This window comes from Rhodopirellula bahusiensis, assembly GCF_002727185.1.
Lineage (GTDB): Bacteria > Planctomycetota > Planctomycetia > Pirellulales > Pirellulaceae > Rhodopirellula > Rhodopirellula bahusiensis.
Window position 1 is genome coordinate 74,312 of the sequence record NZ_NIZW01000002.1, and the last position, 23,103, is coordinate 97,414.

Here is a 23,103-nt window from a genome sequence, read left to right on the forward strand (position 1 = left end):
TGGCAACTTGCTTCGGCCAAACACGCCGACGCGACCGGTTCGCAGATGCGAGTGACTTTGTTAGACGCCACCGCGGAGGACCATCGCCGAACGATCGGCATTCTGATGTTGGGAATGCTGAGCGGCTATGTCTGCAACGGAATGTTCCATGAGGTTGGAATCATTCACATGGTGCACATGTACTTATTCGCCGCGGCGGGCATTTTGGTCACGTTGCATCAGTCGTCCGATTCTTCGGTTGCGAGTCCATCGATTCGTTGGAACCCTTTTCTTCGTTGGATGCCCAACGCGGACGTCGCCCACGCTGCGGCCCACCTCGGAAGAGATCCTTCACGCGGCCAGCCCCAGCTTTGAAACCGTTGGACCAGCTTCCGGCCACGCGCGGGTTGTAGTTTCCGGCCGCCCATTCTTCCGGTGACAAACGGATGGCTTGAAGTGCATCGGAGAGCGAGATGGATTCGTTCACGGACAATTCCATCAACCAAGCAAGAGCGGCCAACGGTTCAAAAGCGGTGCCGGACAAATCCAGACCGACCAAGGAAACACTCTGCAACCGGTCGCAATGTGCGAGCGTCAAAACGCCTTTTTCGGTCAATGCGGTATCGTCCAATCGCAAGCGTCGGAGGTTCTTCAGGCTTGGCAGATCTTGCAAATCTTCATCGCGAAGGGGCGTGCCGATCGCGTTGAGTTCTTGCAGTCCAGGCCAGCACAGGAAGTGTTTGGCCAAACCCTCGGGATAGTGGCTGCCCGGCAGGATTAACGAGTGTAGTTGGCGACATTGCGTCAGGCTGCCCAGCGAAGACGAGTCCAGCACGCCTCGCTCCAAAGTGAACGACAGCAAGTTTGGAACACCGCTGATTTCGATGTGATTGGTCTTTGGCCGACGAATCGAAATCTCCGTCAGGCTGGGCAAATTGACCACGCGAACGGTCTCGGCACCCGGTGCCACACGCAGGCGACTGACCAGTGATTCGAGGTTCACCAATTCAACATGCTTGGCTCGCAGCGTCCGCGTGCCGAAAGCTCGTTTGAGTTGTCGCTGATCGATGATTCGTATTTCGTCGAGTTCTTCCCAAGGCAATTCGAGGACTTCCCAGTTGTTGTGCATCGCCAACAACTGAGGGATCACTTCGGCATCCACATCGACACCCGATACGGACAGCTCACGCAGGGTGCTGACAACTCGCAGTTCTTCAAGTTGCCGCGGGTCGAGTTGGCAATGATCGAGTTTCAGTGATTTCAAGAACGAGCACGATTGCAACTTCGAAAGCTCACACGTGGTGAGGTTCATTTGATCGAAGGTCAAAGTGCGAAGCGACGGTAGCGAAACCGCCCACGCCATCAGGCCCTTGGGCGACTTCTGCGGCCTTGGAGCGGGACCCGAAGCGATCGCGGCATACAGTCGGGCTCCAACGAATTGTGGAGGAGCTTCCCAGCCTCGCATGCTGCGACGGAAGCGACCGTATCCGCCGACGGCAGGTCGTCTGATTCGCACGTCGTGCAGTCGTGGGCATTCTTCGACTTCCCATTCATCGAAGTTCTCGCCCGCCAACTCCAAGTGTGAAAGCGAGCTCAGACCGGACATCTTCAGGGACGAGACCCAAGCCACATAGCCGTCTTCTCGTTCGGGCTGACCCTGGTGCATTGAGTGCGATTCGACGCCGTTCAATTTGGTCAATCGAGGCAGATCCAACAGGCTCAGATCGATTGGGATACCGCCGTCGATGGAAAGTTCCGTCAACGCAGGCAGCAACCGGACAGTCATCTTGAGTTCATCAGGATTCGTTTCGCGATTCTGGCGAAGGTGACGAAACGACAGCGACTGCAAATTGTTTGCGTCTTCGAACACCCAAGAGTCGACGGTGGGGCCGATCGTTTGGATTTCCAAAGTTGAGAGGGAAGGCGCCAACAACTCTTCGGTGCAGATCGCAGACGCATGGACACGACGAAGTGACAACGATGCCAAATGACTGAGTGACTGAACCCGAAGTTTCGCGTCCGAGGGTTGTTCCGCGTTTTGGTCGCTGTGCCGGAACGATAGCGAGACGCTTCGTAGCGAAGGCAACTGTTCCAACACGGCGTTCGCACTTTCGACGCTTGGAACGCTCGACCAACGTAGTCCCGTGACCCAAGGATTTTTTTGAATCGCTTTCAACGTTTCGGGCGCAATTTCGCCGTGCAATGAAACGAAGTCGAGCGAAGGGTAGTCGCTCCAGTTGATCGATTTCATGTTCGAGTTAGGCGGGCACTGCACTTGGAAGGCGTGTGTCCATGGTCCGCGAAAAGCCAATGGCAGTCGAGCGACCATGGGATGGTTGGTTGATCGCACCATCGTGACCATCGACTCTTTTTCAAACGCATTCAATCGGCGTTGGGTCAAGTAGAAGTGTGCAGCGGTCACGACCAAACCGACCGACGCGATGCCGACGACGGTGCGGCGATAACGCGAGTTCCCGCTTACTTTGGGCGACCACAGAACGTTCCACGGCGATTGGCCGGGCCGGACGTGGTAAGCCGCGATGCCAGCCAAAGCGAGAACGCCGATGCAGAACCAAAGGTCGATCCACAACCCCAAACCAAATGTGCTCCAACGTTCCAATCCGTCTACGCCTTCGTTTTGCGACAACCGTGCTTGATAGGCGTCCAACGGGAATCCGCCGATGTACCAACGGTGTCGAGGCGAGTTTGCTTTTGGGTATGTCACCTCCTCGGCCAGCACATCGGAGGCTTGTCGTCCGATAGGGGGGAGCTCGCTGTCGGTCACCATCACGTTGGCGGCATCCCGAAGGTAATTCTCAGAAACCAGCCGTGGTTTCCAAGCGATTCCGAGCAGAGTTCCGAGGATCACGAGTGTTGCGATTGTCCGTATCCACTGGCGGTGGGTCGGTTTCAGAGACGCTCGTTTGGCTTGCAGCTTGTTCATAGTGGATCCAACATCATGGGATGCAAAATGTTTCGCTCGAGTTTCAGAATTTGCGTCTAAGTTGCTTGGTGCTTGCAATCACTGCAACGGCTGTTCGAAAGGTTTTCATGAACCAAAACTGCTATTGATCCCCTGACGACATTGAGCGGAGTGAACGGTAAGATTCGGCGCCATCGCCAAACGTGTTTTTCTTGCGATTTTGCGCAACGACACCGTTGGAAGATCTTTCGGGGCTGAATCGGTCGCTCGCCGCTCCCGTCAATTTCAGTGCCTCATTCCCTTGTATTGGTAGCCGAAACGTCATGAATGTCACGGAATTCTTGGAAACTCATTTTCGGCACTTCAACGCTCGTGAACTGCTTGCGTCCGCAAAGGCTTATGGGGACTTTGTTCACGGTGGTGGCAAGATGATGGTGACTCTTGCGGGGGCAATGAGCACCGGCGAGTTGGGTCTGTCACTGGCCGAGATGATCCGGAAGGGCAAGGTGCACGCTGTCACCTGCACCGCCGCGAACCTGGAAGAAGACATTTTCAACTTGGTCGCTCATGACGAGTACGAAATCGTCGAGAATTGGCGGGCTCTGTCGGCTCAAGACGAGGTCGAGCTGCGAGACCGTGGCTTCAACCGAGTCACTGACACCTGCATTCCCGAAACGGTCATGCGCCACCTAGAGGATCGTTTGGTTCCCATGTGGCAAAAGGCGGCCAGCGAGAACGCCGCTCGCATGCCCGTTGAGTTCATGTTCGATCTGTTGGACGATGAAGGATTGGTGCAGCACTACCAAGTCCCACGCGAAAATAGCTGGGTCGCGGCGGCCAAGGACGCGGGCATTCCCGTGTTCACTCCCGGGTTCGAAGACTCCACGCTGGGCAACATCTACACCGCTCATGTCATCGACGGCAGCGTCTCGTCCCACGGCGCGTACGCGACCGGCACAAAGCAATTGCAGCAATTGGCCCATTGGTACCAGAGCACGATGAAGGACCCGATCGGATTCTTCCAGATCGGTGGCGGGATCGCGGGCGACTTCCCGATCTGCGTGGTTCCGATGTTGATCCAAGACCTGAAGCTGGACATTCCACTGTGGGGCTACTTCTGCCAGATCAGCGACGCGACGACCAGCTACGGTGGATACAGCGGAGCGGTGCCGAATGAAAAGATCACCTGGTACAAGATCGACGCCGACTCGCCCAAGTTCATGATTCAAAGCGACGCGACGATTTGTGCACCGCTCGTGTTCGCTCACGTGCTGGGGTGGTGATCCCGTCTATTTCGGGCAAACATTCGCCGTTCAGTCGTGGCTTTGAATTTCTTCAATCAGCGACTGACGTTCCCGAATGTAGCGTTTCCGTTCGGCCTTGTACTTGTCGGCTTTTGAAAACGAGCTGAACAGACCGACGACGGCCACGCCTAAGAAGACCAGGCCGAACAAAGCCATCGGGGCAAACATCACCGCGGCCATTCCGGTCCATATCAACGCGAAAACGATTACAAATCCGGAAGTGAAAATCATGACCGCCGGATTCGGCGGTTGAGTGATTTGTTTTCCGTGCTTAGTCGTTCCCAGCAGTTTCAATCGCCGTCGTTCCCAATGTTCGTCCAAGCGATCCAGGGCGGCGTTGTGTTTGATCTGCGCGACGTCTTTGACCAAAGCATCCGTTGTTTCCTTCAGCTCTTCTACAAGCTCAGTGGAATACGACGAGCCAGTGTGATGAATCGCCAAGCTCGCATGGCAGAAACCACACGTCACAAACTTGGCTTTCGCCTTCACATCGATCGGCGCACCACAGTGGTCGCACCGAAGAGAGATCAAATGGACGTTCATGCTGGTCAGAATCCTTTCTGAATCAATGGACCGGGTGAGGTGGTTCACTGGAAAGCAATTGCAGTGCTTCTAGCGTTCTCGCAATCTGTTCGTCATTGAGCGTGAAGTATTGGTCGCGGCCATCAGCATTCTCTTCGAAAGTGGTCAGGCCATCATCGGCGACGGTGACCTTGCCGACTGAAGTCAGACCGAAGTAATCGCGAGTCGGACGTACCAATTGCAGCACGCACGTCAGGTCCCAAGTCGGGCGATCGTGAGGCGGCGGGTTGTATGCGATGTACGCTTCCGCCAAAGGATGATGCTCGACATAGCCGAAGTCTTGCTCGATGCTTTCGTGGGGGTAACGCAGTGCGATCCCGATTTCGTAGCCGCTCCAAAGAATCGGCGTCGGCCATTGCTCGGCGAGTTTCTGTGCCGCGGGGATGTCTTTGATCACGTTGTATTCTTTGTGATCGTAAGGTTGGCCCTTGTTATTCATGATCTGAGTGAAAGCACCCGCCATCACGCTGAGTCGTTGAACCTTCTGCTTGACCAGTTCCAGCCCAGTGAGTGGGCTGATGTCATCGGCGGGTGAGTCCAGGAGGTTGGCCAGGTTGGTGGAGAATCCAACTTGAGCGATCACGACACTGTCGTCGTCAGCATCGGCCAGCGTGCGACGCAAAACTTCGACGGCTTCAGGTGCGTCCTTGCCGCTTCGCAAGTCATGCGGGAAACGATCCTTGCCATCGTCTTTGATCGCGGCCAACCCGTTGAAGCGTCCTTCGCCGTTGGTGACATCGCTGCGGCAAACGCCGATCGGAATCTCACCGCGTCCGTAGAAGGTGTTGATCACGTCGGCGAATGGGGCGGCCAGTTCGTGATCCTTTGTGATTGTGACGGCCAACAATTCGCATTCGCCGCGAGATTGCAGCGAGTGGATGACGCCCATGGCCAACGCATCATCGACGTCGTTGCCGAGGTCTGTGTCGAAGATCAATTGAACGGGTTCGTCTGCGCGAAGTGACGTGTTGGAACCGGTGAAGCCAAGACTGACTGTGATCGCGAGCAGCAGCGACCCAAATGTTTTTTGAGGCATAGGAAACGAGAGGCGGGAATGGGGAGGGATGGGGATTGTTGTGGTGTTTCCTAGAACGAAACACGAACGCGTATCTTAACCCAATCCAATTGACGCGGCACATCGGACCGTCAAGGTGATCCTCGATGACGCGAAACCCTCGTTTTCCCTGTTGTCGCAAGGCTCTTAGGAACCGTTCGGAATCAAGTTCGGCTGTAGCGGAGCGGCGCGAGCCGCCCGGTGTGTCACCGGAGGGCTCGCGCCCTTCCGCTGCCTTTTTGAATCCCGAGGTTGTTTCCGAATGATTCCTTCGTGGCGCCGCGGTGTTTTACGCTCTGACGGGAAGCAGCGTCCACAACGCCCAGCCCACCATCACGCCGCGAATGGACCAGGCGACTGTTCGGATCCAATTGGTCGTCACCAAAGTCGAATAGACATCCGGCCGGAAACCAGAAGCAAGCTTGCCGTGCGCGGGAACTTGCAAAGCAGCGGTGCTGGTCCAAATCACAACCAACAAAATCAATCCCGACACGGCCCAGGCAAACGACAGGTTTCCGGGACGGAGGATCAGCAATCCCGCGGCCGTTGCGATTTCGATCAGCATCGGAACGGCAACGATTGGCGTGATCAATCGAGCATGGTCGGTCGCGTAGCGGGCGAACACCTCTTCGCCAACTCGGTCAAACATTTTGTAGTGAACGACTTGGACCATCCAAATCAATCCGACCATGTACCAAGTCGACAAAGCGTTCAGCAACAACAGCAAATTCGCGTTCATTCGGTCGCCTGAGGCGCTGGTTTGCGTTCTTTTCCCAGAAGCGAACGCAAGCAATCTTTCAAATCGGTGAAGCGAAACTTGTAGCCCGTCTGCTGCAGCTGTTCAGGAACCGCCCGCGTGCTCGCCAACAGCAAATCGTCGGCCATTTCACCAAGAGCGAGGCGAAGCGCGAACGCGGGGGCCGGGAACAACGCGGGCCGCTTCAGTACGTCGCCGAGCACCTTCGCGAAGTCTTGGTTCTGAATCGGATTGGGCGATACGAAATTGACCGGGCCGGACACCTCTTCGCGGTGGATGCAGTGAATGATCGCTCCCAGTACGTCATCGAGAGCGATCCACGACCACCACTGATTTCCACTGCCAAGCCTTCCTCCCATCATTTTGGCGGGCAACAGCATTTGCTGCAGCGCTCCGCCTTGAGGTGAAAGGACGATCCCAAATCGAGTGTGGACCACTCGGATCCCAGCGTCTCGAGCGGGTTGGCAAGAGTCTTCCCACTCTCCGGCAACATCAGCCAGAAAGTCATCACCGTGAGCCGACGTTTCCGTCAGAATCTCATCGCCCCGATCGCCGTAGATTCCAGTCGCCGAAGCGCAGATCAACACTGGTGGTTTACTCTGCAGTCCCGCCAGACCTTCGCATAGCGAACGAGTCTTTTCCACGCGGCTGTCTCTGATCTGCTGTTTGACTTCGGGTGTCCAGCGTTTTCCCGCGATGGACTTTCCGGCCAAGTGAACAACCGCGTCGACCGACTCAAACTTCTCCATCTCGGGTGGGCTACCCCAAGCGGCGATTGAATCCTCGTCGCCGTGTTCGTCACGCGTGATCGTCAGGACTTTGTGACCAAGCAACGTCAGCAGCGTGCAAAGCGAACCACCGACCAAACCGCTCGCACCGGAGACTGCGATTGTTTTTGGGCTCATCGGGTAATCGACCAACATTTGCAGATCATCCTTGGTGACTCGGTGGCGATAGGCGAACATCGCTTCGATGGTCCGACGAGCCTTGCCGCTGCCGAACATTTTGCCGGCCATCCCGGCAGGCAATTTGTACTCGATCGCGTCGGTGAGCTGGGACCGATCGTCGTCGATCGATTCGAATCGATGTTGATGGGACCAGCGAGCAAATGGTCCGGAGTCCTGCACGTCGGCAAAACCGTGGGGGCGATCGTACCACACGTGCCGAGCCTTCCATCGCACCGGGATTCCGGCGATCTTGGTTTTCAGGACGACGCGGCTGCCGGGTTGAAGTGATTGATCAGAGTGTTCGAGCTGGACGCTTTCCCAAGGTGGCGTCAATCGATTCAAGCATCCTGGACGCTCGTGATAGGCGAACGCTTCGTCGATGCTCACGGGCAACTCAACACTTGCGGCGTAGAAGTCGCTTCCCGGTTGAGGTCTGCATTCCTCGGGGAGCTTTGGATCACTGGTGGGCTTCGATGACGCCAACTTATCATTGGCTATCGTTAATTTGGATTCAGCGGATTTGTCTTGGGATGTCATTGGCGAGAGTTCTTATGCTTCCAACTCTGCCAGTTGAACGTCACCAGCCATCGCGCGGAGTTTGTCCATCGCACGTCGCTCCAGTTGCCGCACGCGTTCTTTGGAAACGCCCAATCGATCGGCCAGCGACTGCAACGTGTGGACTTTGCGATGCGGACCAAGCGAGAACCTCGCGCGGATGATGAACTTTTCACGGCGATCCAAGTCACCCAGCATCACGCTGAGTCGACTTCGCAATTCGTGCCAACGCTTTTCGCTGATTGCCGAAGAACGCTCTTCTTCACTGACGTCGATATCCATGTCTTGCAGTCCCCCTTGGACCTTTTGACGTTCTTGTTGCTTCTCAACGACCGTTCGATATGAATTGCGACGGACAACCTGGGTTGCGTACGTGCTGAATCGGAACCCGCGATCGAAGTCGAATTTCTCAACCGCTCGGATCAAGGCCACGATTCCGTCACTGAGCAGGTCGTCGAATGTGTTGTTTGGATTGACGAACTTCTTCACGATTGAGAACACCAAACGCAAGTTGGCTTCGACGATGCGGTCGCGGTGCCAATCGGCCAGGGCGACGAACAGTTCAATCAATTCGAGTCGAAGGCGCGAAGGCCGCTCAGGGTTCAGAACGCTGCGATGAATCGCCGCTTGTTGTAGCAGGTAATTCATTCGCTCGAACAACATCCTTTCTTGTTCGGGCTTGAGCAGCGGAGCTTCGCACAACCGACCCAGGTGAATCGGAAGGTCAACGCCGCTTCGTCGAATCGTCGCGATCCCAATCGCGGTTTCGCGAGGAGCCAGTCCAAGCGTTTGAGTGAAGATTCGTTTGCCTTCCCGAACCGAAGTGAACTTCTCGTTCGAGATGAAGTCGATTTCTTGTCGCAACCGGCGTTTGGTCAATCGACGCAGAGTCGCGTGATCCGCTTCCGAGAAATCGGTGAGAAGCGGCTGGACCTCAGCCATGGCTTGGTCCAATTCTTCGCTGTTGACCCATGCGGGACGTCGGGCGGGGACCGAGGAAGCGGTGACGACGGACATGATTCGACCTTTTCGAATGGCTGGACTGGGTGGCTGATAGCTAAATCGCAGGGTCAGTCAGCGAGGTGTCGACGGTGGAAACTGCCAGCGGCAATTTCGAGTCGATAACCTCTCCCAACCCAATGGACATTGAGCGACGACTTCCGCAATTGATGTGCCGAACGCCGCACGTGGATGAACGTTTTGGGTTTGCAAAACGTTCACAACGTTCTTTTTTATATCGGGCTGTGAAACGTAACGCAAGCGAAATCCAATTCGAAACAGAAAGAATCGCCAGCTCATGCAACCGGCGATGGAGGCAGAATCTGATCGGAAATGGACCATGGACGCTCATTGTGTTGGCCGATCAACGTTCACCGTTGTCAATCAATTACACTGGAAGCGTTCACGGCAAGCGTCTAAAACGTTCAGGTCGTTCGTCAAAACGTTCATGCCCTTCCCTTCCTCGAATCCCAGCGTCTCTCGTGGCAGCTCGTCAGCCCCAGTTTTCACCGAAAGAAGTCGCAGCCGCGATGGAAGTCAGCGAGTCATCGGTGAAGCGATGGTGTGACAATGGTTCGATCCCGGTCATCAAGACTGCGGGGGGCCATCGCCGAATCACGCTGGATGCTTTGCAAGCGTTCGTTCACGCCAACGATCGATGTCTTTTGAGACCCGAGGTGCTGGGGCTTCCACAGCTTTCGCCTAACCGGACGACTCGGATCGAAGGCGACGAAAATCCGCTGAATCAAAGCTTTCGCGATTCGTTGGCGGAAGGCGACGAACCATCCTGTCGCGAATTGATGTCCAAGAAAATCGACTTGGGATGCACGCGAAGCGAGGCGGCGGAGTCGTTGATCACCGACGCGATGCACGGGTTCGGTGAAGCGTGGGACAGCAACGTATTGGACGTCTATCAAGAACGTCGTGGATGCGAGATCGCGATGCGATTGATTTACGAACTGCGATCCGAAATCCCGCCGCCCTCATCGGACGCACCCATCGCCATCGGTGGTGCACCGGAAGGCGATCCGTATCAGTTACCGACGATGTTGGTCGAACTGGCTCTGCGTGAAGTCGGCTGGAATGCAACCAGCTTGGGCAACGATTTGCCGATGGAAAGCTTCGTCCAAGCCGCCCACGATTATGATCCGCACATGGTATGGATGAGCGTTTCATCGGTCAGCGAGCCTGGTATGTTTGTCGCCGCTCAAAATCAGTTGGCCGAATCGCTCGGAGAAGACGTGCCGTTGCTGATCGGCGGACGAGCGTTGAATGACAAGCTGCGTCCGCGATTGCGATACACGGCTCATTGCGACTCGATCCGCAATTTGGTCGAGCTGGCCGCGTTGATGCGACTGAACCGCAAGAAGTGACTCGCAGCCGATGCCAGCGTCGCTCACAGATTCATGAGCGACGTGTCAGCGTTCTCGTCAGCGAATCGTGACGGAAGATCCTTCGGACAAAATGCCGAACACGTCCCGAGAGTAGTTGCCCGCCAGGCTGATGCAGCCCTTGTCGGTGGGGGCGTTCGCATCGGGGCTTCCGTGGATGCTCAAACCGGATCCCAAATCGATCCACATCGACCCGTAGGGGTTGCGTGGGTTGCCGGGCGGAATCGGTGTGCCAGACATGTCGTAGTAAGTCTTCGCGGATTGCTTTTCTTGGATGGTGTACGATCCTGGCTTCGGAGCCGGGTCGCTTCCGACCGCTATCTTGAATCGACCGGCGTACAGATCGCCCAAGAACAGTGTGAGCTCTTGGTATTTCAAGTCGATGTCACCACGGAACGGGCCGCGGACGACCTTTAAATCTGTGCCGGGCAGAACAGTCACGGGATCGTCGACACCGTTGATGTTCGCCAGCAATTGCCAAGGCACTTCATACTTTTTCGCGATGTCCATCAACGTTTCGTTGGGGCCCACGCGATGCGGTTCCGCCAGCAAATGCTCACCCGAGTAGATGACTTCGGCGGCGAGTGGATCAAGACGGCTGAGCAATTCGTCGCGTTGCTCGCTGGTCAGGTTGGGTGTTTCGTAAAACAGGCTGAGTGTTGCCAACGCCTCTCGTCGACGATCGGAGTGATACTGACGATCAGCCGTCGCAATCGCGTTGCTCAGACCAGCGGAGGCGATTGCGTTGGATTCGGTGGCGACAGCGTCGGTGGCCGATTTGGTAGAAGCCTTGACCGATGCCACGGCATCATTCGGATCAGGCGACTGATAGGTTGATCCGGTCGATGTGTATTCTTGGTTGGGATCCAACTGGATCGGCGTGCTCGAACCAGGAGTCACTTCCGGCAAACGACTGGCTTGCAGATCACCAGCACCGGCTTCCAAATCAGACATTGAGAACGAGCTGGATTCAGTTCCCAAGTTGTCAGTCGCTGAAGAAGATTGCGAAGGAATATCCGCGAAACTTCGATTGACGGAATCCATCGACATTTGATCGGACGCGGCGCCGATTCCATCGTCGGCGTTGGAATCGTTGAGTGCCATGTCCAGGTCATTGAAGTCGCCGTTGGCGGCATCGTTGATGACTTGATCAGACTCAGCAAACGAGTTCACATCGCTCACTGTCCCATCGTCGATTCCGAACTCCGCGAGGGGGTCGAGTGTGCCCAGCGCTTCAGGAATCCCATCGCTGATATCAAACGTATCGGCATCCACGATGAGGTCCCGCGCCACTTCGGGCGGCAACGCATCGGGAGGCGTCGTCATGGAGATCCACGCCCCGTAAAGGACGGTCGTCATCAGGACGACAACGGCGGCTGTTTTCAAAGTCTGCACGGCTTTTTCTCCCCTGCCGGGTACGTGCTCACACGTCGGGTTTTGTAACGATTGCCTCTTCCATAGTGAATGCGAACGCTTCAGGACCAGCCCAATCTTGGATTCAGCTGAACATTGAGCAGGTTCTAGCCCGAACTTTGAAAACCGTTTTTCAGCGGTAGTGAACAGGAAATCTTTTGATGTGCCGTCACGGCCAAAATTGCAGCTTAGGTTTCGATGTCAAAACGAAAAGCGAACACCGGAACGAACACACCCGGCCAACATCTCAAACTTGTTTTGGATGTCGGTGTGTTGAGCAAGGACAGCCGGTATCGCAGGTCGCTTGGCACTACATCTTGATTGCCCCCTTTGCCCAAACTTAGATAAGTAGAACGATGAAAAAATTTGCCCTTACCTTTGCTGCTTTGTTGTCCGTCGGTTTCGTTTCGAACGCATCGGCTGATCTCACCGACACTCAAAAATTCAGTGCCAACGTTGCGGTCACCATGAGCGTGACTGCACCTGCCGACGCAGTGTTGACGCACGATGAAACTCACACCAACCAAGCGTTCACCGCACAACCGTGGAACGTGATTGGTAACAGCCAAACGGGAGTCAGCGTCTCTTTCGCGACTGACGGTCCTTTCGTCAACACCACGGATCCCACTTTCAAACGCGATGCGAAGTTGGGACTGTCAATCAACAGTCAAACCGGTCCGGGGTCATTCACGATCTCGCAGGGCACTGCCCAAACGGACTACGCCAATTCAGTCAACATCGCGACTGTTTCCGCTGTCAGCGATGGTGTCTCCAACGCAACCTTGGATTTGTCCGTTGAGTTCATCACAGGAACCTTCGGCACCTTCGCCGCTGGTACTTACGAGACAGTCGTCACAGGCACAATCACTGCTCTCTAATCCGAACCGTGGTGCTTGTTCAGCAAGCATCGCAAGACGCATCCCCACGAGTTGATAGGCTGGTTCGCCCCGACCGCCGCGATCAAAGTTCCTGACCGACGTTGCTTCCTTCATCATTGCCCCGATGGAAGATGCCCTGAAGAAACGTCGTCTTGGTTCCATCAAGATCACAACTCGATCCGCGACAGCCCGTGAGTGATCACGGGCTGTTTGCGTTGGTGTCCTCAAGTTTCCCGAATCTGGTTGCATAGTGAACGCTTTGCGGAACCATCATCGATTGGATTCGAATTGAGTACGCAAATAGCGGACGTTTTCCAAACCTTTCAGAAATCGGGATTGGCACACCACTGTACAACCGGTAACAGCTTGGATGAGTGAAACATCGCGTTTCGCTTTGCTGCCCACCTGAGATGCATCGTTGTTGTTTTTGCCCCGTTCCAAGCCGACTCCACGAATGAAATCCATTCGTCCGATTTGCATGCTTGGGATTCTCTGCCTGATCTCTATGTTGGTGGGGTGTGTCTACCGCCCGGGCTATCGCCGGACGAACATGGACGAATTGATCCAACAATCCTTGGACCAGTCCAATGCAGCCAGGGGTGGCGATACCGAACTGATTGGAAATATGCACGATGAAGGCGTGGTGTTTGACCACGGCGAATTCAGAGCAAACGTCAGCGAAGAAATCTTGTTCGATTCGGACTTGCCGCCTGAATCTCAACCGGTGATCGATGGTGACTGGCACGGAGATGGATACAGCCAGATCCAAGAAGAGGAAATCATTCCGCTGGAATTGATACCGATCTCTCAGGCTCGGTCATCTGCGATCGCCCGTGTTGAGTACGACGAACCGTTCTTGATCAACGAAGATTTCATTGAGACCGATGTCCGCGAAGTGCTGACGCTGTTGGCGACTGATGCTGAGTTGGATTTGATTCTCGATGACAACGTCGCTGGCATCGTCAACACGCAGATCATTGACTTGACGGTCGACGAAGCGGTCGAGAAAGTTCTGATGCCGTTGGGATTGGCGTCCACACGACGAGGAAAGCAATTGATCGTGGCTCCGCCGGATCCCGAATCGCCGCTGTTTTCGTTGGTGTCAATCAAGACGCAGTACCAGCCGCAACACATGGATCCGACCACGTTGTTGGAAACCGTTCCGGTTCCGTGGTTGCAATACGTGACCGAGATTGAACAAGCCAAAACGATGTTGGTCGAAGCTCCACCGCGAATCGCGAATGACATCATCGCTCGATTTCAAAACATCGATCAACCGATTCCGCAAGTCGTTTTGGAAGCGATCATTTGCGTGGTCTCGCCGGATTCAGGGTTTCAATTTGGATTGGATTGGCAACACGCTGTTGAGATGGAAGGTGTCAAACAGTTGTCGCTCAGCGCGTCCGGTTTGGCTCTTAACGGAGAGGTTTCTCAGGCCGGCCTCGATGCGATCTTTTCAGACTTCGGCAGCACTTCAGCGTTCGTGCGGTTGTTATCCGAAAAAGGCGATCTCACCATTCGCGCGACGCCACACGTGATGGCCAAAGACGGAGAGCCAGCGAACATCGCCATCAATCGCGAAACGTTCTTCAGTGTGCAACCGCCCGGGACGACCGGCAGCAACTCGGTGTTCTTTCAACAGGACATTCAAAAGGTTGATGCCGGCATCGTGTTGGACATCACGCCGCACATTCGAGGCGATGAAGTGACCATCGATATCGAGAAGGCAGAAGTCAGCGAAGATGTTCGAAATGCAACCTCGCAGTTGTCAATCAATCAGTACCCAATCATCAACCGTCGAAGCGTCTCCACAACGGTCACTGTCAAAGACGGCAAAACCATTGTCATTGGTGGATTGGTGCAACGGGAGACGGTGGATCAAATCAATCGCATCCCAGGACTGAGTCGGTTGCCGGGAGTGGGCTACCTTTTTCAAACGACCCAGCGGCAGACACGCGACGCGGAAGTGGTGATTTTTATCTCGCCGCGAATCGTGCGTTCCGCCAGCAGTGCTTTCATCACCTCGGGGGGATGATTGGCGAGGTCGTTGGATTGAAATCGAATTCACAGCTCGATGCTGACGCTCACTTTGCGGACGACCACCTTGATGAACTCGCTAGCCAACTTCCGTAGCACTCTCGCCTCCTTGCGTACTTCGCTGCGAACAACACTTCGTTCAGCAACCAGGTTTGCATCGACAAATTCTGCAGCAGATCGTTCTATGGCCCCTCGCAAACGATGGACGACGCTCGGATGTATGAGTTGCCTGCTGGTGTCTGGATCCGTCCATGCACAACAACCCGGCGTCCAAACCGCTGCGGTGAGTGAGCAAGACGGTCGACGTGTCAGTATCGAACGACGAGTGGAACAGGCGTTTCGAATCGAGCCCGTGGTTCAACGATTCCGAGGTCGTCGTGGAGAGGTGATCCCGTTTTCGTTCCAGGTCACTTCGACCGGAAAGACGATGCAAATCGATGTCTCGCCCATTCAGTTGCGGCAAGAAGAAACGGGCATCATCTTGCACGATGAACACAGCCCACCGATGGAAGGCGTGAAGTTCACGACGCCGACCCGGTTCACGTTGAATGCTGGCGAGACTGTTGAACTGAAGGGCAAGGTCACGATTCCTTTGGTGAAAACCAACTACATTTCGTTCGGACTGTTGGTTCGCGACGAGGGAACCGTCAACGATCCTTCGGCGGAAGAGTTCGCCGGCGATCAAACCCAAGCCAGTGTTCGATACGTCACTCAGTACGTTTTGCGAGTTGATGTGGAAACGGGTGTGTCAGACCTCAGCAGCGTTGAGCGACTCGAACTGCAAGAGGCCCAAGTTGTTTCGCACGAAGGCATGCCGTACGTCCGAGCCTATGTTAAAAACCCAACAAACTTCGCACTCGAATGTCGTATCCGTGCCGAGCTTACTCCTGCCGATTCCGGAAACCTGCCAAGGTCGCGTTCTGCCAATCCCGTGTCGCTTTTCATGCCTTCACGAGCCAACGTGGAAGACAAAGACAAGTACTTGATTCGCATGATGCCCAACGCTCGATTGCGTTTGGAAGCTCCACTGGAAATGTCGTTGGTTGACGGGCAGTACGATTTGAATCTGCAAGTCAGCAACGGACGCCGGACGATGCTGGAGCAAACGTTTCCGCAAACGTTGTTGGTCGACGCCTTCCGAGCTTTAGACACTCGCATCGCGAATTTGGGTCCTGGTGTGACCTTGGAACCGGCGCAGATCGAACTGGGCCGCGTCGAAGGAACCCAGCGAATGCTGACGATTGAAATCAGCAATAACAGCGAGGACGATCAACAGATTCACCTGGTTCCTCGGGATCATCTCGGTGACCCGATGAGCCGATTGATGTTGTCGAAGTCGAAGTTCGATCTTGCCGCGGGTCGTTCCAAAACGATCCGAGCCCTGCTGCGTGGCATTTCGAAAACCTCGTCGCAGTGGGGAACGCTGGATGTCATTCGACGCAATCTCAACTCGCCCAACGATGTTGAGTCAGCGACATCGTTGCCGCTGGAATTGGTGCATCAACAGCGACCGGTGCTGAACGTTGAATCGGGGCCGTTGCAATGGGCGAACCTTGCCGGCGGGAACGCTTTCGTGATGGAGATCACCAATCAAGGCGAAGGTTACGCGCCGATTCAAGGCGAACTGTTGCTGGGTCGGGATGATGGATCGCGCCCGCACCGATTGCTCGATGGTTTTGGTCGGTGGCTGGCTCCCGGGCAAAAACGCGAACTTCAATTTCACGTGCCCGCCGATTTGGAAGCGGGCAAGTACCAAGTCCGCTTGAGCGTTCGATCACGAGAGAACGTTGCGGTGGAAGAACAGGTTGTGGTGTTGGATTTGACGGAGGACATGCTTGTCGGAACCGGCAGTGTGGCTGATCAATCGGCGGAGTTGTCGCACGTGGTACCAGCTGGTGCCACCGTTCGCTGAGTCGACGTCGGATGCGAACGTCGGGATGATACGAGCGATTCTTTTCGAGGGTCGAAGCCTAGCGTTTCGGCGAGTCTGATCAACGTTCGAACAGGAATCCAAGAATGCGGGACCAGCTCGCTTTGGATCCACCCGGGTAGTGCGAGATTCACATGTCCGCTTAGATTGTTGGCGTGACATTTCGTGATGCACGACCGGCGAGGCTCAGTCGCTTCGAATTCCGGGTGTTCTCGTTTTCCTACCGCACGCACAACTTTGGATTCTCATGTCGGATTGGACTCCCGCCCAATGGCAATCGGATCACGATGGACGACTCACCGCGATGGTCGACATCGCGTTGAAAGCCGGGCAGCACACGCTGACTCACTTTGGCAAACCGTCATTGTCGGTGGATCGCAAATCCGATGATTCGCCAGTCACGATTGCCGACCGAGAGGCCGAACAATTGGTTCGCAAACTGGTTGCCGAGCAATTTCCAGATGACGCGATCGCTGGTGAAGAATTTGCCGACAGCGAAGGTGCCAGCCGATATCGCTGGGTTGTTGATCCGATCGACGGAACCAAGTCATTCATCTGTGGGGTGCCGCTGTACAGCACGCTGTTGGCGTTGGAATGTGACGAGACACCGTTCGGCGGAGTCATCTATCTGCCGGCGACGGACCAAATCGTCGTCGCCGCGTTGGGCGGTGGGTGTTACCACAGCGAAGACTTGAAGATATGGCGTGAAGCTCGCGTTTCTGACCAAAGCGATTTGTCCAAAGCCGTCTTCGTGACCAGCGAGGCGAAGTCGTTTGGTGATCGTGGCGAAGGACCTCGCGGTGACAGCGACGTTTTCGAAGCCTTGCAGCGGGACACGTGGCTGACGCGAACTTGGGGCGATGGATACGGGTACGCGATGGTCGCAACCGGCCGCGCCGATTTGATGGTCGATCCAATTTGCAACGCCTGGGACATCGCGGCAATGGCTCCGATCATGAGCGAAGCCGGCGGACGATTCACTTCATGGAAGGGCATCGACACGGTCCGCGGCGGCGACGGCGTCGGAACCAATGGCCACCTTCACGATGCGGTGTTGGCTCGGCTGCAGAAGTAGAACGCAACATTCATACACGAAACGAGCCACCTCGAATTGCATTTCGTGGTGGCTCGTTCGTTATCGACTTGATGGATGTCGCTTCTTCTCGTCGATCAGAATTCCTGATCGATCACCTCTTTGGAGGCACGTGTTCCGAGGGCACCCCAGATACCAAACGGACTTTGAGATCCGCCCGGATTGATTGCCCATCCGTCCCATCGAACCGGTGGAGCCCCGGAGTTGCCGGCATCGATCGATTCGGTGATGAACTTCACCGCACCATCAGCCATCAACACATGCACGCCGCCTTGGTGATGGCTGCTCGGTGGCAAGATGCCTTCGTTGTGACGGTTGCCTTGCATGCAAATTTCGGAGTTCGGTGGCAGAATCGTGTTCATGCCAGAAAATAGCGGACGCCCATAGGCCCACTTGTATCCACGTTCCATTTCGCCGGCTGGACCCGTGACCGCTGGCGATGCAACGAACGGTGCTCCGTTGCGCCAAAACAGGGGACGCTCTGGATCGATCATGTCACGACATGCCAATGCGTTGTCGGGACCGCTGGGGTTTCCGCTATCAGCTTGAATGCTAGTGGGTGCATCCGGTGGCATGGCACGAATGTCGCGGTCACCAAGGCTGGTGATGATCTCGCCCGCCGCGATCGTGTTTGACAAACCGTCCAAAATTTCTTTGAACTTGGTCGAACGACTGGCGACAAACGTTCCTCGGCAGGCGGCTCGTTCGGCTTGGGCCCAATTCCCGTTTGGAATGAGTCCGGGATCTTGCTCGGCGCCAACGTGCATATGGTGGGTTGAATCTCCAAGACATGCCGCGTAGTTGGTTCGGCCTTGGGCGGGCAAACCTTCGCCTGGATCGCTGGGGCATCGCAACGTGGGAACATTGGTCAGCCACGGACGGTAGCGATTGCCGGCCGCATTGTGATCGCTCAAGTTCATGCGGGCATCCGGCCCCATCGCTTGAAAATCGATGACACCATCGCCATCCGAGTCCATCGGATTGCTGATTTCTTCCCACAACCCCTGTTGTTCAAAGAATGGTGTCAGGCCTGGCAACCAACTGAGTTCGTTGCGGTTGTGTCCGCCACCTCCGGCAATCCGACGCGATGGGTTCGGATTCCCTGAGTTGGCACTGTTGGTGGTTCCCGCGGAGTGCGCCGGGAGCATGTTGTAGGCGGAATGGTAATTGTGCAGTGACAAACCAATTTGTTTGAAGTTGTTGCTGCAGCTCATTCGACGCGCCGCTTCACGTGCGGCCTGAACAGCAGGCAGTAAGAGTCCAACGAGGACTCCGATGATGGCAATGACCACCAACAACTCGACCAGTGTGAATCCCTTGGGACGGGCTCGATGTGGCATCAGGGGAGGTTCCTTCATATCAATCAAAACGAAAATGAATGTGAGTCGGTCGACAACGAACGCGGCTAATTTGCGGTGTCGCCATCGTCCAGCGAGGCATTGCTGTCGAAGTCGTGTGGATTCTCATCGACGTACTGTGTCAGCTCGTCGTCGGAGGGCGCCGTGGTGGCCGAGCTGTCGCAACCGAGGGAGCCGAGAAGGCCCCAAAGTGCCATCAAGCAAAGCAGTTTCTTCATCGTGTTCGTCTTTCTAAGAACGGGGAATATCTTGGAATGAGTCCCGGGCTGGCATGGCCATTTCGTTGGCAAGCTCGGTCAAATTTGGCCGAGCGAGACGCGAAATTGGTGAGCGATGCCTGTCTCCCAAACAGGGGATTACTGTCACCCGCAAGGAAGTCTATAGTCCTGTTAGGCGCAATGTGAACCCCTTTCGGGCGTCCAGTGTGGCGGAAAACGCCGGAGGAACCCCGGTAAATGCGTCAAAGCCCGTTTGGAACCGGTTGCAAGCGCGAAGTGTTTTTTTGAATCTGTTTCAGTGCGAACCCAAACCTTTGATTTTGAAAGCCGCGTTGATGTTTCGACTGAGTCTTGCTGTGCTGGCCGCCGCGTTGTTTGACTGCTCTGGTCTTCACGCTGAATCGGAGGCGGCGCAAAGCGTCAAACCAACTCCGGTCATCTTCGACACCGACATCACCGGGGACTGCGATGATGTGTTGGCACTGGCAATGTTGCACGCGTTGCAAGATCGAGGCGAATGCGAGTTGAAGGCGGTCACCATCTCGAAGGTCAATCCGCTCGCGGCACCTTTTGTCGACGCGGTGAACACGTTCTATGGTCGCGGCGAAATTCCGATCGGTGCAACCCGAGACGCTCAGCATCGCCCGAGCCTCTATCTGAAATTGTGCAAGACTCTCGATGGCGAATCATTGCGATATCCACATGACTTGCTCAGCAGCGATGACGCACCCGATGCGGTTGAGGTCTTGCGCCGGACGCTGTCAGAGTCGGAGGACGCCAGTGTCGTGATCATTCAAGTCGGTTTGGCGGCCAACCTGGCTGATCTCTTGGAGTCGAAAGCGGATGCGATCAGTCCGTTGGACGGTCCGACGTTGCTTCGAAAGAAGTGCAAACTGATCTCGGTGATGGCCGGATGCTTCGGGCCGACGCTGGGCAAACCACGGCATGACGAGGCCAACGTGGTCAATGGCATCGATGCGATGCGGCGCTTCGCTGAGTTGTCGCCCGAGGATGTGCCGGTGGTATGGAGTGACTACCGTATCGGGATCGCTGTTGCCTACCCCCGCGAAAGTATCGCTCGTGATTTTTCGTACGTGCAGCACCATCCAGTCCGCGAGGCTTACTTGCTGCACAGTGGTCCCAACCACGATCGACCAACCTGGGATTTAACCAGCGTGCTTTTCGCGATTCGTCCAGACGATCAATACTTCGATCTGTCCGAACCCGGTCGTGTGGTGGTGGACGAAAAGGGGTTCACCGAATTTCACGCGGATGCGAACGGGCGTGATCGATTGCTGGAGATGGGCCCAGAGCAAGCCATTCGGGTGATCGAAGTCCAGCGAGCACTTTCCAGCCAACCGCCGCGTCATTCATCGTCGCAGTGAACCAGGTTGCGAAGGCTCGTCGATCTCCAACGTGAGAAGAGTCACTCTTCAACCTGCACCAATTAGCCGACGGCCGTTAGGCCCGGTTGCGCCGCAAATGCCTCTAGCGTTCAGAACTCAATGAGCTGAAGCTTGCTCGGGATTCCTTGCTTGCCAACGTATCCGATCGCCTCCAGTTGAATCGGACCTCGGCCGACTTTGTCAGCCGTCAACGAAACGGTTCCGGATGTCCCAGTGGTTTCAGCCACGACTCGTCCCAGATGTTTCAATTCGATTCGATCCGCGTCAGGGCACGCGAGCTTGATCTGCAGCGTTTCGTTGTCGGTCGATTGAGCGTCGATCGTGGGCACGATGTTGGGATTGCCTAGCACCAACGTTTCCGTGATCGCGACGCGAGGCTGGGTGGGATGGCGTCCGATCACTACGGCTCGGCAGCGCAGGGCTCCTTCCAGACTGCTTGGCAGTTTGACTTCGATTTTGCGGGTCGGCCGTGCCACCGCGATTCGTTTGTCTTGAAGGTACAACTCGATGGCGGCGGTTGGCGACGTGTTCTTGTTGCCGGGTAGGGCTTGCCAAAAGAAATTCACCGGGACTTTGTCGCCCGACGCTTCGCCGACTTCCATTCGCACGAAATCAATCGGTGCTTTTGCATAGGGTTGGCATGCGGGATCACCGACGATCAACAACTGATACGGCGACGTCGTGGTCAGGTAGAACGCTTCGATGGCAGAAACGCCTTCTGCGTAGTAGGCGTGCATCATCGGGGTCGGGAATTTTGGAACCAGCGCGTAGGGCTCCGCAACGGCACCACTGCTGATCGCGGCACCAGCATGCAGAAGCTCAGTCAGCTTGGTTTGGGAATTGGTTTCGAATGCAGCGCCCAAACTGGTCAGGTTCTCGGCGATCGCTCCGGGAGTCATCGACCACGACCGTTTCCGAGCATCAAAGCTGGCGGCGCCAAGCATCAATCCCGAGTATCGCTTGTCCGAAGTTGGCAACTTCGAAGAAAAGATCTCCACGTCGCGGTCGCGCGAAATCAACCAAGCGAGAGCGTCGGCGTACAGTGGTTCTCGAGTCGTGACACGGACGTCGGATGTCTTCGCGAATGCGACGGTGCCATCAGGGGTGGTTCGGTCGGCCTTTCTAGCTCGCTTTAGAACCTCGATGGCTTGTTCAAGAGTGCTGCCGCGTTCATTCACGACTCCCAGCACGCACGACAGCATATACGGCATGCCACCTTTTGCGTTGGGGATCGGGTGGCCGGCGCTCGTCCACCCCACCCTTGCTGCGAACGGGACCGGACCTTGGTTCTTCATTGGAACGTCTTGAAGCTGCTCCAATTTTTCATTGAAACCCTCCGTCCCTGAAAGCTTTTGCAAGGATTCAGAATCTTCGACATACCGACGATTAGCCCAACCCGACGCGACTGCCTTCGCCAAACGTTCCAACGCGGATTCTAGGTCGTCCGCATTGGCGAACGCTTCCGCGGCGCGAATGTTCAGCGGATGCAGCGTTGGGTAGTCGTCGGCGATGTCTGACCATCGCGTGGCAGCTGCGGTCCACTCTTCCGCTGTGGTTGCATCGTTGGTCGCGGATTCCGCCGCCTGGAACGTCTCACCCGCTTCCCCCGCGAAAGGATTCGCGAAATGACGTTCGAATTTTCCTCGAGCGTAGAAGTTGCTGCCCCAACCCAGATAGTCCGGCGAATCCGAAATCACCCAACGGTAGAAGTACGTCATTGAGTTGATGGACGCGACCGGACGCTGGTACTTCTTCTGGTTCTCGTCGGTCAGTTTCTTGGTGTGTTCGCGAATGTCGACCGCGGTGGGGAAGCCCGCAGAGTACGCGATCACTCGGGCATGGGCCGCGAGCTCCCGCCGATTCAGCTCATTCAGAATTGGCTTCAGAATCTTTTCGCGAAAGTCGTCTAGGGAGACTCGAAGACCCGAGGGAACGTCCTCCAATAAGACTATGTTGGACGGCGGAATGTCTCGCAACTGGACGTAGTGGTTCGCTAGCGTCAGCGAGTCTTCCGACTTCGCGTTCACGACCACGATGATGTTTTCACCACCGATTCCGGCTTGAGCCGAATTGCAAAATATCCAACCGACGAGTGCCAGCAGAAACAGGCAACCAAAACGCCGAAGCGTCAGAAGGCTGGGGAAAAACGGCGTCGCCAAGTTGGGAGTGTGCGAAAGCATCGATCGAAAGTCGTTTCTGATAGGGCTGGCGTTTGCGGAACCAGCTCATTGTAGATCGATTGCTTCAGTCGTTTGCCCAACACGAGTTTTCACGTCGCG

The 23,103-nt window shown here is 55.7% G+C and carries 17 protein-coding genes; 7 read left to right on the forward strand and 10 right to left on the reverse strand.

All coding sequences use genetic code 11. The features are described from left to right. Window positions 1–208: 208 nt before the first annotated feature. A complete protein-coding gene (locus tag CEE69_RS03050) occupies window positions 209–2,923 on the reverse strand; it encodes a leucine-rich repeat domain-containing protein (RefSeq protein WP_099259291.1) in 2,715 nt (904 codons plus the stop codon). A 302-nt stretch (window positions 2,924–3,225) separates the two neighbouring features. On the opposite strand from CEE69_RS03050, the gene CEE69_RS03060 reads away from it, so the two are divergent. After that, window positions 3,226–4,185 carry a deoxyhypusine synthase family protein gene (locus CEE69_RS03060; protein ID WP_099259293.1) on the forward strand — a complete coding sequence of 320 codons (960 nt, stop codon included), beginning with the start codon at window positions 3,226–3,228 and terminating at the stop codon, window positions 4,183–4,185. A 30-nt stretch (window positions 4,186–4,215) separates the two neighbouring features. Here the strand turns inward: CEE69_RS03060 and CEE69_RS03065 are convergent, their stop codons facing one another. From CEE69_RS03065 to CEE69_RS03085, 5 genes are all read right to left on the reverse strand, one after another. Next, window positions 4,216–4,695, reverse strand: coding sequence for a hypothetical protein (locus CEE69_RS03065; protein ID WP_099259675.1), 480 nt, complete (start codon window positions 4,693–4,695; stop codon window positions 4,216–4,218). Window positions 4,696–4,771: 76 nt separating this feature from the next. Then, window positions 4,772–5,824: a nucleoside hydrolase gene (locus tag CEE69_RS03070; protein ID WP_099259294.1), complete on the reverse strand. Its 1,053-nt coding sequence runs from the start codon at window positions 5,822–5,824 to the stop codon at window positions 4,772–4,774. Window positions 5,825–6,131: 307 nt separating this feature from the next. Next, window positions 6,132–6,581 carry a hypothetical protein gene (locus CEE69_RS03075; protein ID WP_099259295.1) on the reverse strand — a complete coding sequence of 150 codons (450 nt, stop codon included), beginning with the start codon at window positions 6,579–6,581 and terminating at the stop codon, window positions 6,132–6,134. Next, window positions 6,578–8,083: a TIGR01777 family oxidoreductase gene (locus tag CEE69_RS03080; protein WP_099259296.1), complete on the reverse strand. Its 1,506-nt coding sequence runs from the start codon at window positions 8,081–8,083 to the stop codon at window positions 6,578–6,580. The genes CEE69_RS03075 and CEE69_RS03080 overlap by 4 nt, the downstream gene beginning before the upstream one ends. 12 nt (window positions 8,084–8,095) lie before the next feature. Further along, complete coding sequence (locus tag CEE69_RS03085; protein WP_099259297.1) at window positions 8,096–9,118, reverse strand: sigma-70 family RNA polymerase sigma factor; 1,023 nt, start codon at window positions 9,116–9,118, stop codon at window positions 8,096–8,098. A gap of 464 nt (window positions 9,119–9,582) precedes the next feature. On the opposite strand from CEE69_RS03085, the gene CEE69_RS03090 reads away from it, so the two are divergent. After that, window positions 9,583–10,473 carry a helix-turn-helix domain-containing protein gene (locus tag CEE69_RS03090; protein ID WP_099259676.1) on the forward strand — a complete coding sequence of 297 codons (891 nt, stop codon included), beginning with the start codon at window positions 9,583–9,585 and terminating at the stop codon, window positions 10,471–10,473. A gap of 57 nt (window positions 10,474–10,530) precedes the next feature. Here the strand turns inward: CEE69_RS03090 and CEE69_RS03095 are convergent, their stop codons facing one another. Next, the gene (locus CEE69_RS03095; RefSeq protein ID WP_099259298.1) at window positions 10,531–11,817 is read right to left on the reverse strand and encodes a L,D-transpeptidase family protein; all 1,287 of its coding nucleotides are present in this window, start codon (window positions 11,815–11,817) and stop codon (window positions 10,531–10,533) included. A gap of 443 nt (window positions 11,818–12,260) precedes the next feature. On the opposite strand from CEE69_RS03095, the gene CEE69_RS03100 reads away from it, so the two are divergent. The 4 genes from CEE69_RS03100 (at window position 12,261) to hisN (ending at window position 17,824) form a co-directional block, all read left to right on the forward strand. Then, window positions 12,261–12,782 (forward strand): hypothetical protein, encoded by a 522-nt coding sequence (locus tag CEE69_RS03100; protein WP_099259299.1) that lies wholly within the window; start codon window positions 12,261–12,263, stop codon window positions 12,780–12,782. A 454-nt stretch (window positions 12,783–13,236) separates the two neighbouring features. Then, on the forward strand, window positions 13,237–14,817 hold the full coding sequence (locus tag CEE69_RS03110) for a type II secretion system protein GspD (RefSeq protein WP_233214565.1): 1,581 nt from the start codon (window positions 13,237–13,239) through the stop codon (window positions 14,815–14,817). A gap of 237 nt (window positions 14,818–15,054) precedes the next feature. Then, window positions 15,055–16,731: a DUF4832 domain-containing protein gene (locus CEE69_RS03115; RefSeq protein ID WP_233214566.1), complete on the forward strand. Its 1,677-nt coding sequence runs from the start codon at window positions 15,055–15,057 to the stop codon at window positions 16,729–16,731. Window positions 16,732–16,996: 265 nt separating this feature from the next. Then, a complete protein-coding gene (gene hisN, locus CEE69_RS03120; protein ID WP_099259303.1) occupies window positions 16,997–17,824 on the forward strand; it encodes a histidinol-phosphatase in 828 nt (275 codons plus the stop codon). A 95-nt stretch (window positions 17,825–17,919) separates the two neighbouring features. Here hisN and CEE69_RS03125 read toward each other — a convergent pair whose 3' ends face one another. Continuing rightward, complete coding sequence (locus CEE69_RS03125; protein ID WP_099259677.1) at window positions 17,920–19,182, reverse strand: DUF1559 domain-containing protein; 1,263 nt, start codon at window positions 19,180–19,182, stop codon at window positions 17,920–17,922. A gap of 65 nt (window positions 19,183–19,247) precedes the next feature. Beyond that, on the reverse strand, window positions 19,248–19,418 hold the full coding sequence (locus tag CEE69_RS32735; RefSeq protein WP_199169780.1) for a hypothetical protein: 171 nt from the start codon (window positions 19,416–19,418) through the stop codon (window positions 19,248–19,250). 335 nt (window positions 19,419–19,753) lie between these two features. Between CEE69_RS32735 and CEE69_RS03130 the strand changes: the two genes are divergently transcribed. Further along, window positions 19,754–20,803, forward strand: coding sequence for a nucleoside hydrolase (locus CEE69_RS03130; protein ID WP_099259678.1), 1,050 nt, complete (start codon window positions 19,754–19,756; stop codon window positions 20,801–20,803). 110 nt (window positions 20,804–20,913) lie between these two features. Here CEE69_RS03130 and CEE69_RS03135 read toward each other — a convergent pair whose 3' ends face one another. After that, entirely contained in the window at window positions 20,914–23,004 is a 2,091-nt protein-coding gene (locus CEE69_RS03135) for a hypothetical protein (protein WP_099259304.1), read from the reverse strand. Between the last annotated feature and the right edge of the window lie 99 nt (window positions 23,005–23,103).

Excerpts from the sequence above, each read along its gene's own strand:
- CEE69_RS03050 (WP_099259291.1), bottom strand. The coding sequence starts at position 2,923 with ATGAACAAGCTGCAAGCCAAACGAGCGTCTCTGAAACCGACCCACCGC.
- CEE69_RS03060 (WP_099259293.1), top strand. The coding sequence starts at position 3,226 with ATGAATGTCACGGAATTCTTGGAAACTCATTTTCGGCACTTCAACGCT.
- CEE69_RS03070 (WP_099259294.1), bottom strand. The coding sequence starts at position 5,824 with ATGCCTCAAAAAACATTTGGGTCGCTGCTGCTCGCGATCACAGTCAGT.
- CEE69_RS03075 (WP_099259295.1), bottom strand. The coding sequence starts at position 6,581 with ATGAACGCGAATTTGCTGTTGTTGCTGAACGCTTTGTCGACTTGGTAC.
- CEE69_RS03080 (WP_099259296.1), bottom strand. The coding sequence starts at position 8,083 with ATGACATCCCAAGACAAATCCGCTGAATCCAAATTAACGATAGCCAAT.
- CEE69_RS03085 (WP_099259297.1), bottom strand. The coding sequence starts at position 9,118 with ATGTCCGTCGTCACCGCTTCCTCGGTCCCCGCCCGACGTCCCGCATGG.
- CEE69_RS03095 (WP_099259298.1), bottom strand. The coding sequence starts at position 11,817 with ATGACGACGCCTCCCGATGCGTTGCCGCCCGAAGTGGCGCGGGACCTC.
- CEE69_RS03100 (WP_099259299.1), top strand. The coding sequence starts at position 12,261 with ATGAAAAAATTTGCCCTTACCTTTGCTGCTTTGTTGTCCGTCGGTTTC.
- CEE69_RS03110 (WP_233214565.1), top strand. The coding sequence starts at position 13,237 with ATGAAATCCATTCGTCCGATTTGCATGCTTGGGATTCTCTGCCTGATC.
- hisN (WP_099259303.1), top strand. The coding sequence starts at position 16,997 with ATGTCGGATTGGACTCCCGCCCAATGGCAATCGGATCACGATGGACGA.
- CEE69_RS03125 (WP_099259677.1), bottom strand. The coding sequence starts at position 19,182 with ATGCCACATCGAGCCCGTCCCAAGGGATTCACACTGGTCGAGTTGTTG.
- CEE69_RS32735 (WP_199169780.1), bottom strand. The coding sequence starts at position 19,418 with ATGAAGAAACTGCTTTGCTTGATGGCACTTTGGGGCCTTCTCGGCTCC.
- CEE69_RS03130 (WP_099259678.1), top strand. The coding sequence starts at position 19,754 with ATGTTTCGACTGAGTCTTGCTGTGCTGGCCGCCGCGTTGTTTGACTGC.
- CEE69_RS03135 (WP_099259304.1), bottom strand. The coding sequence starts at position 23,004 with ATGCTTTCGCACACTCCCAACTTGGCGACGCCGTTTTTCCCCAGCCTT.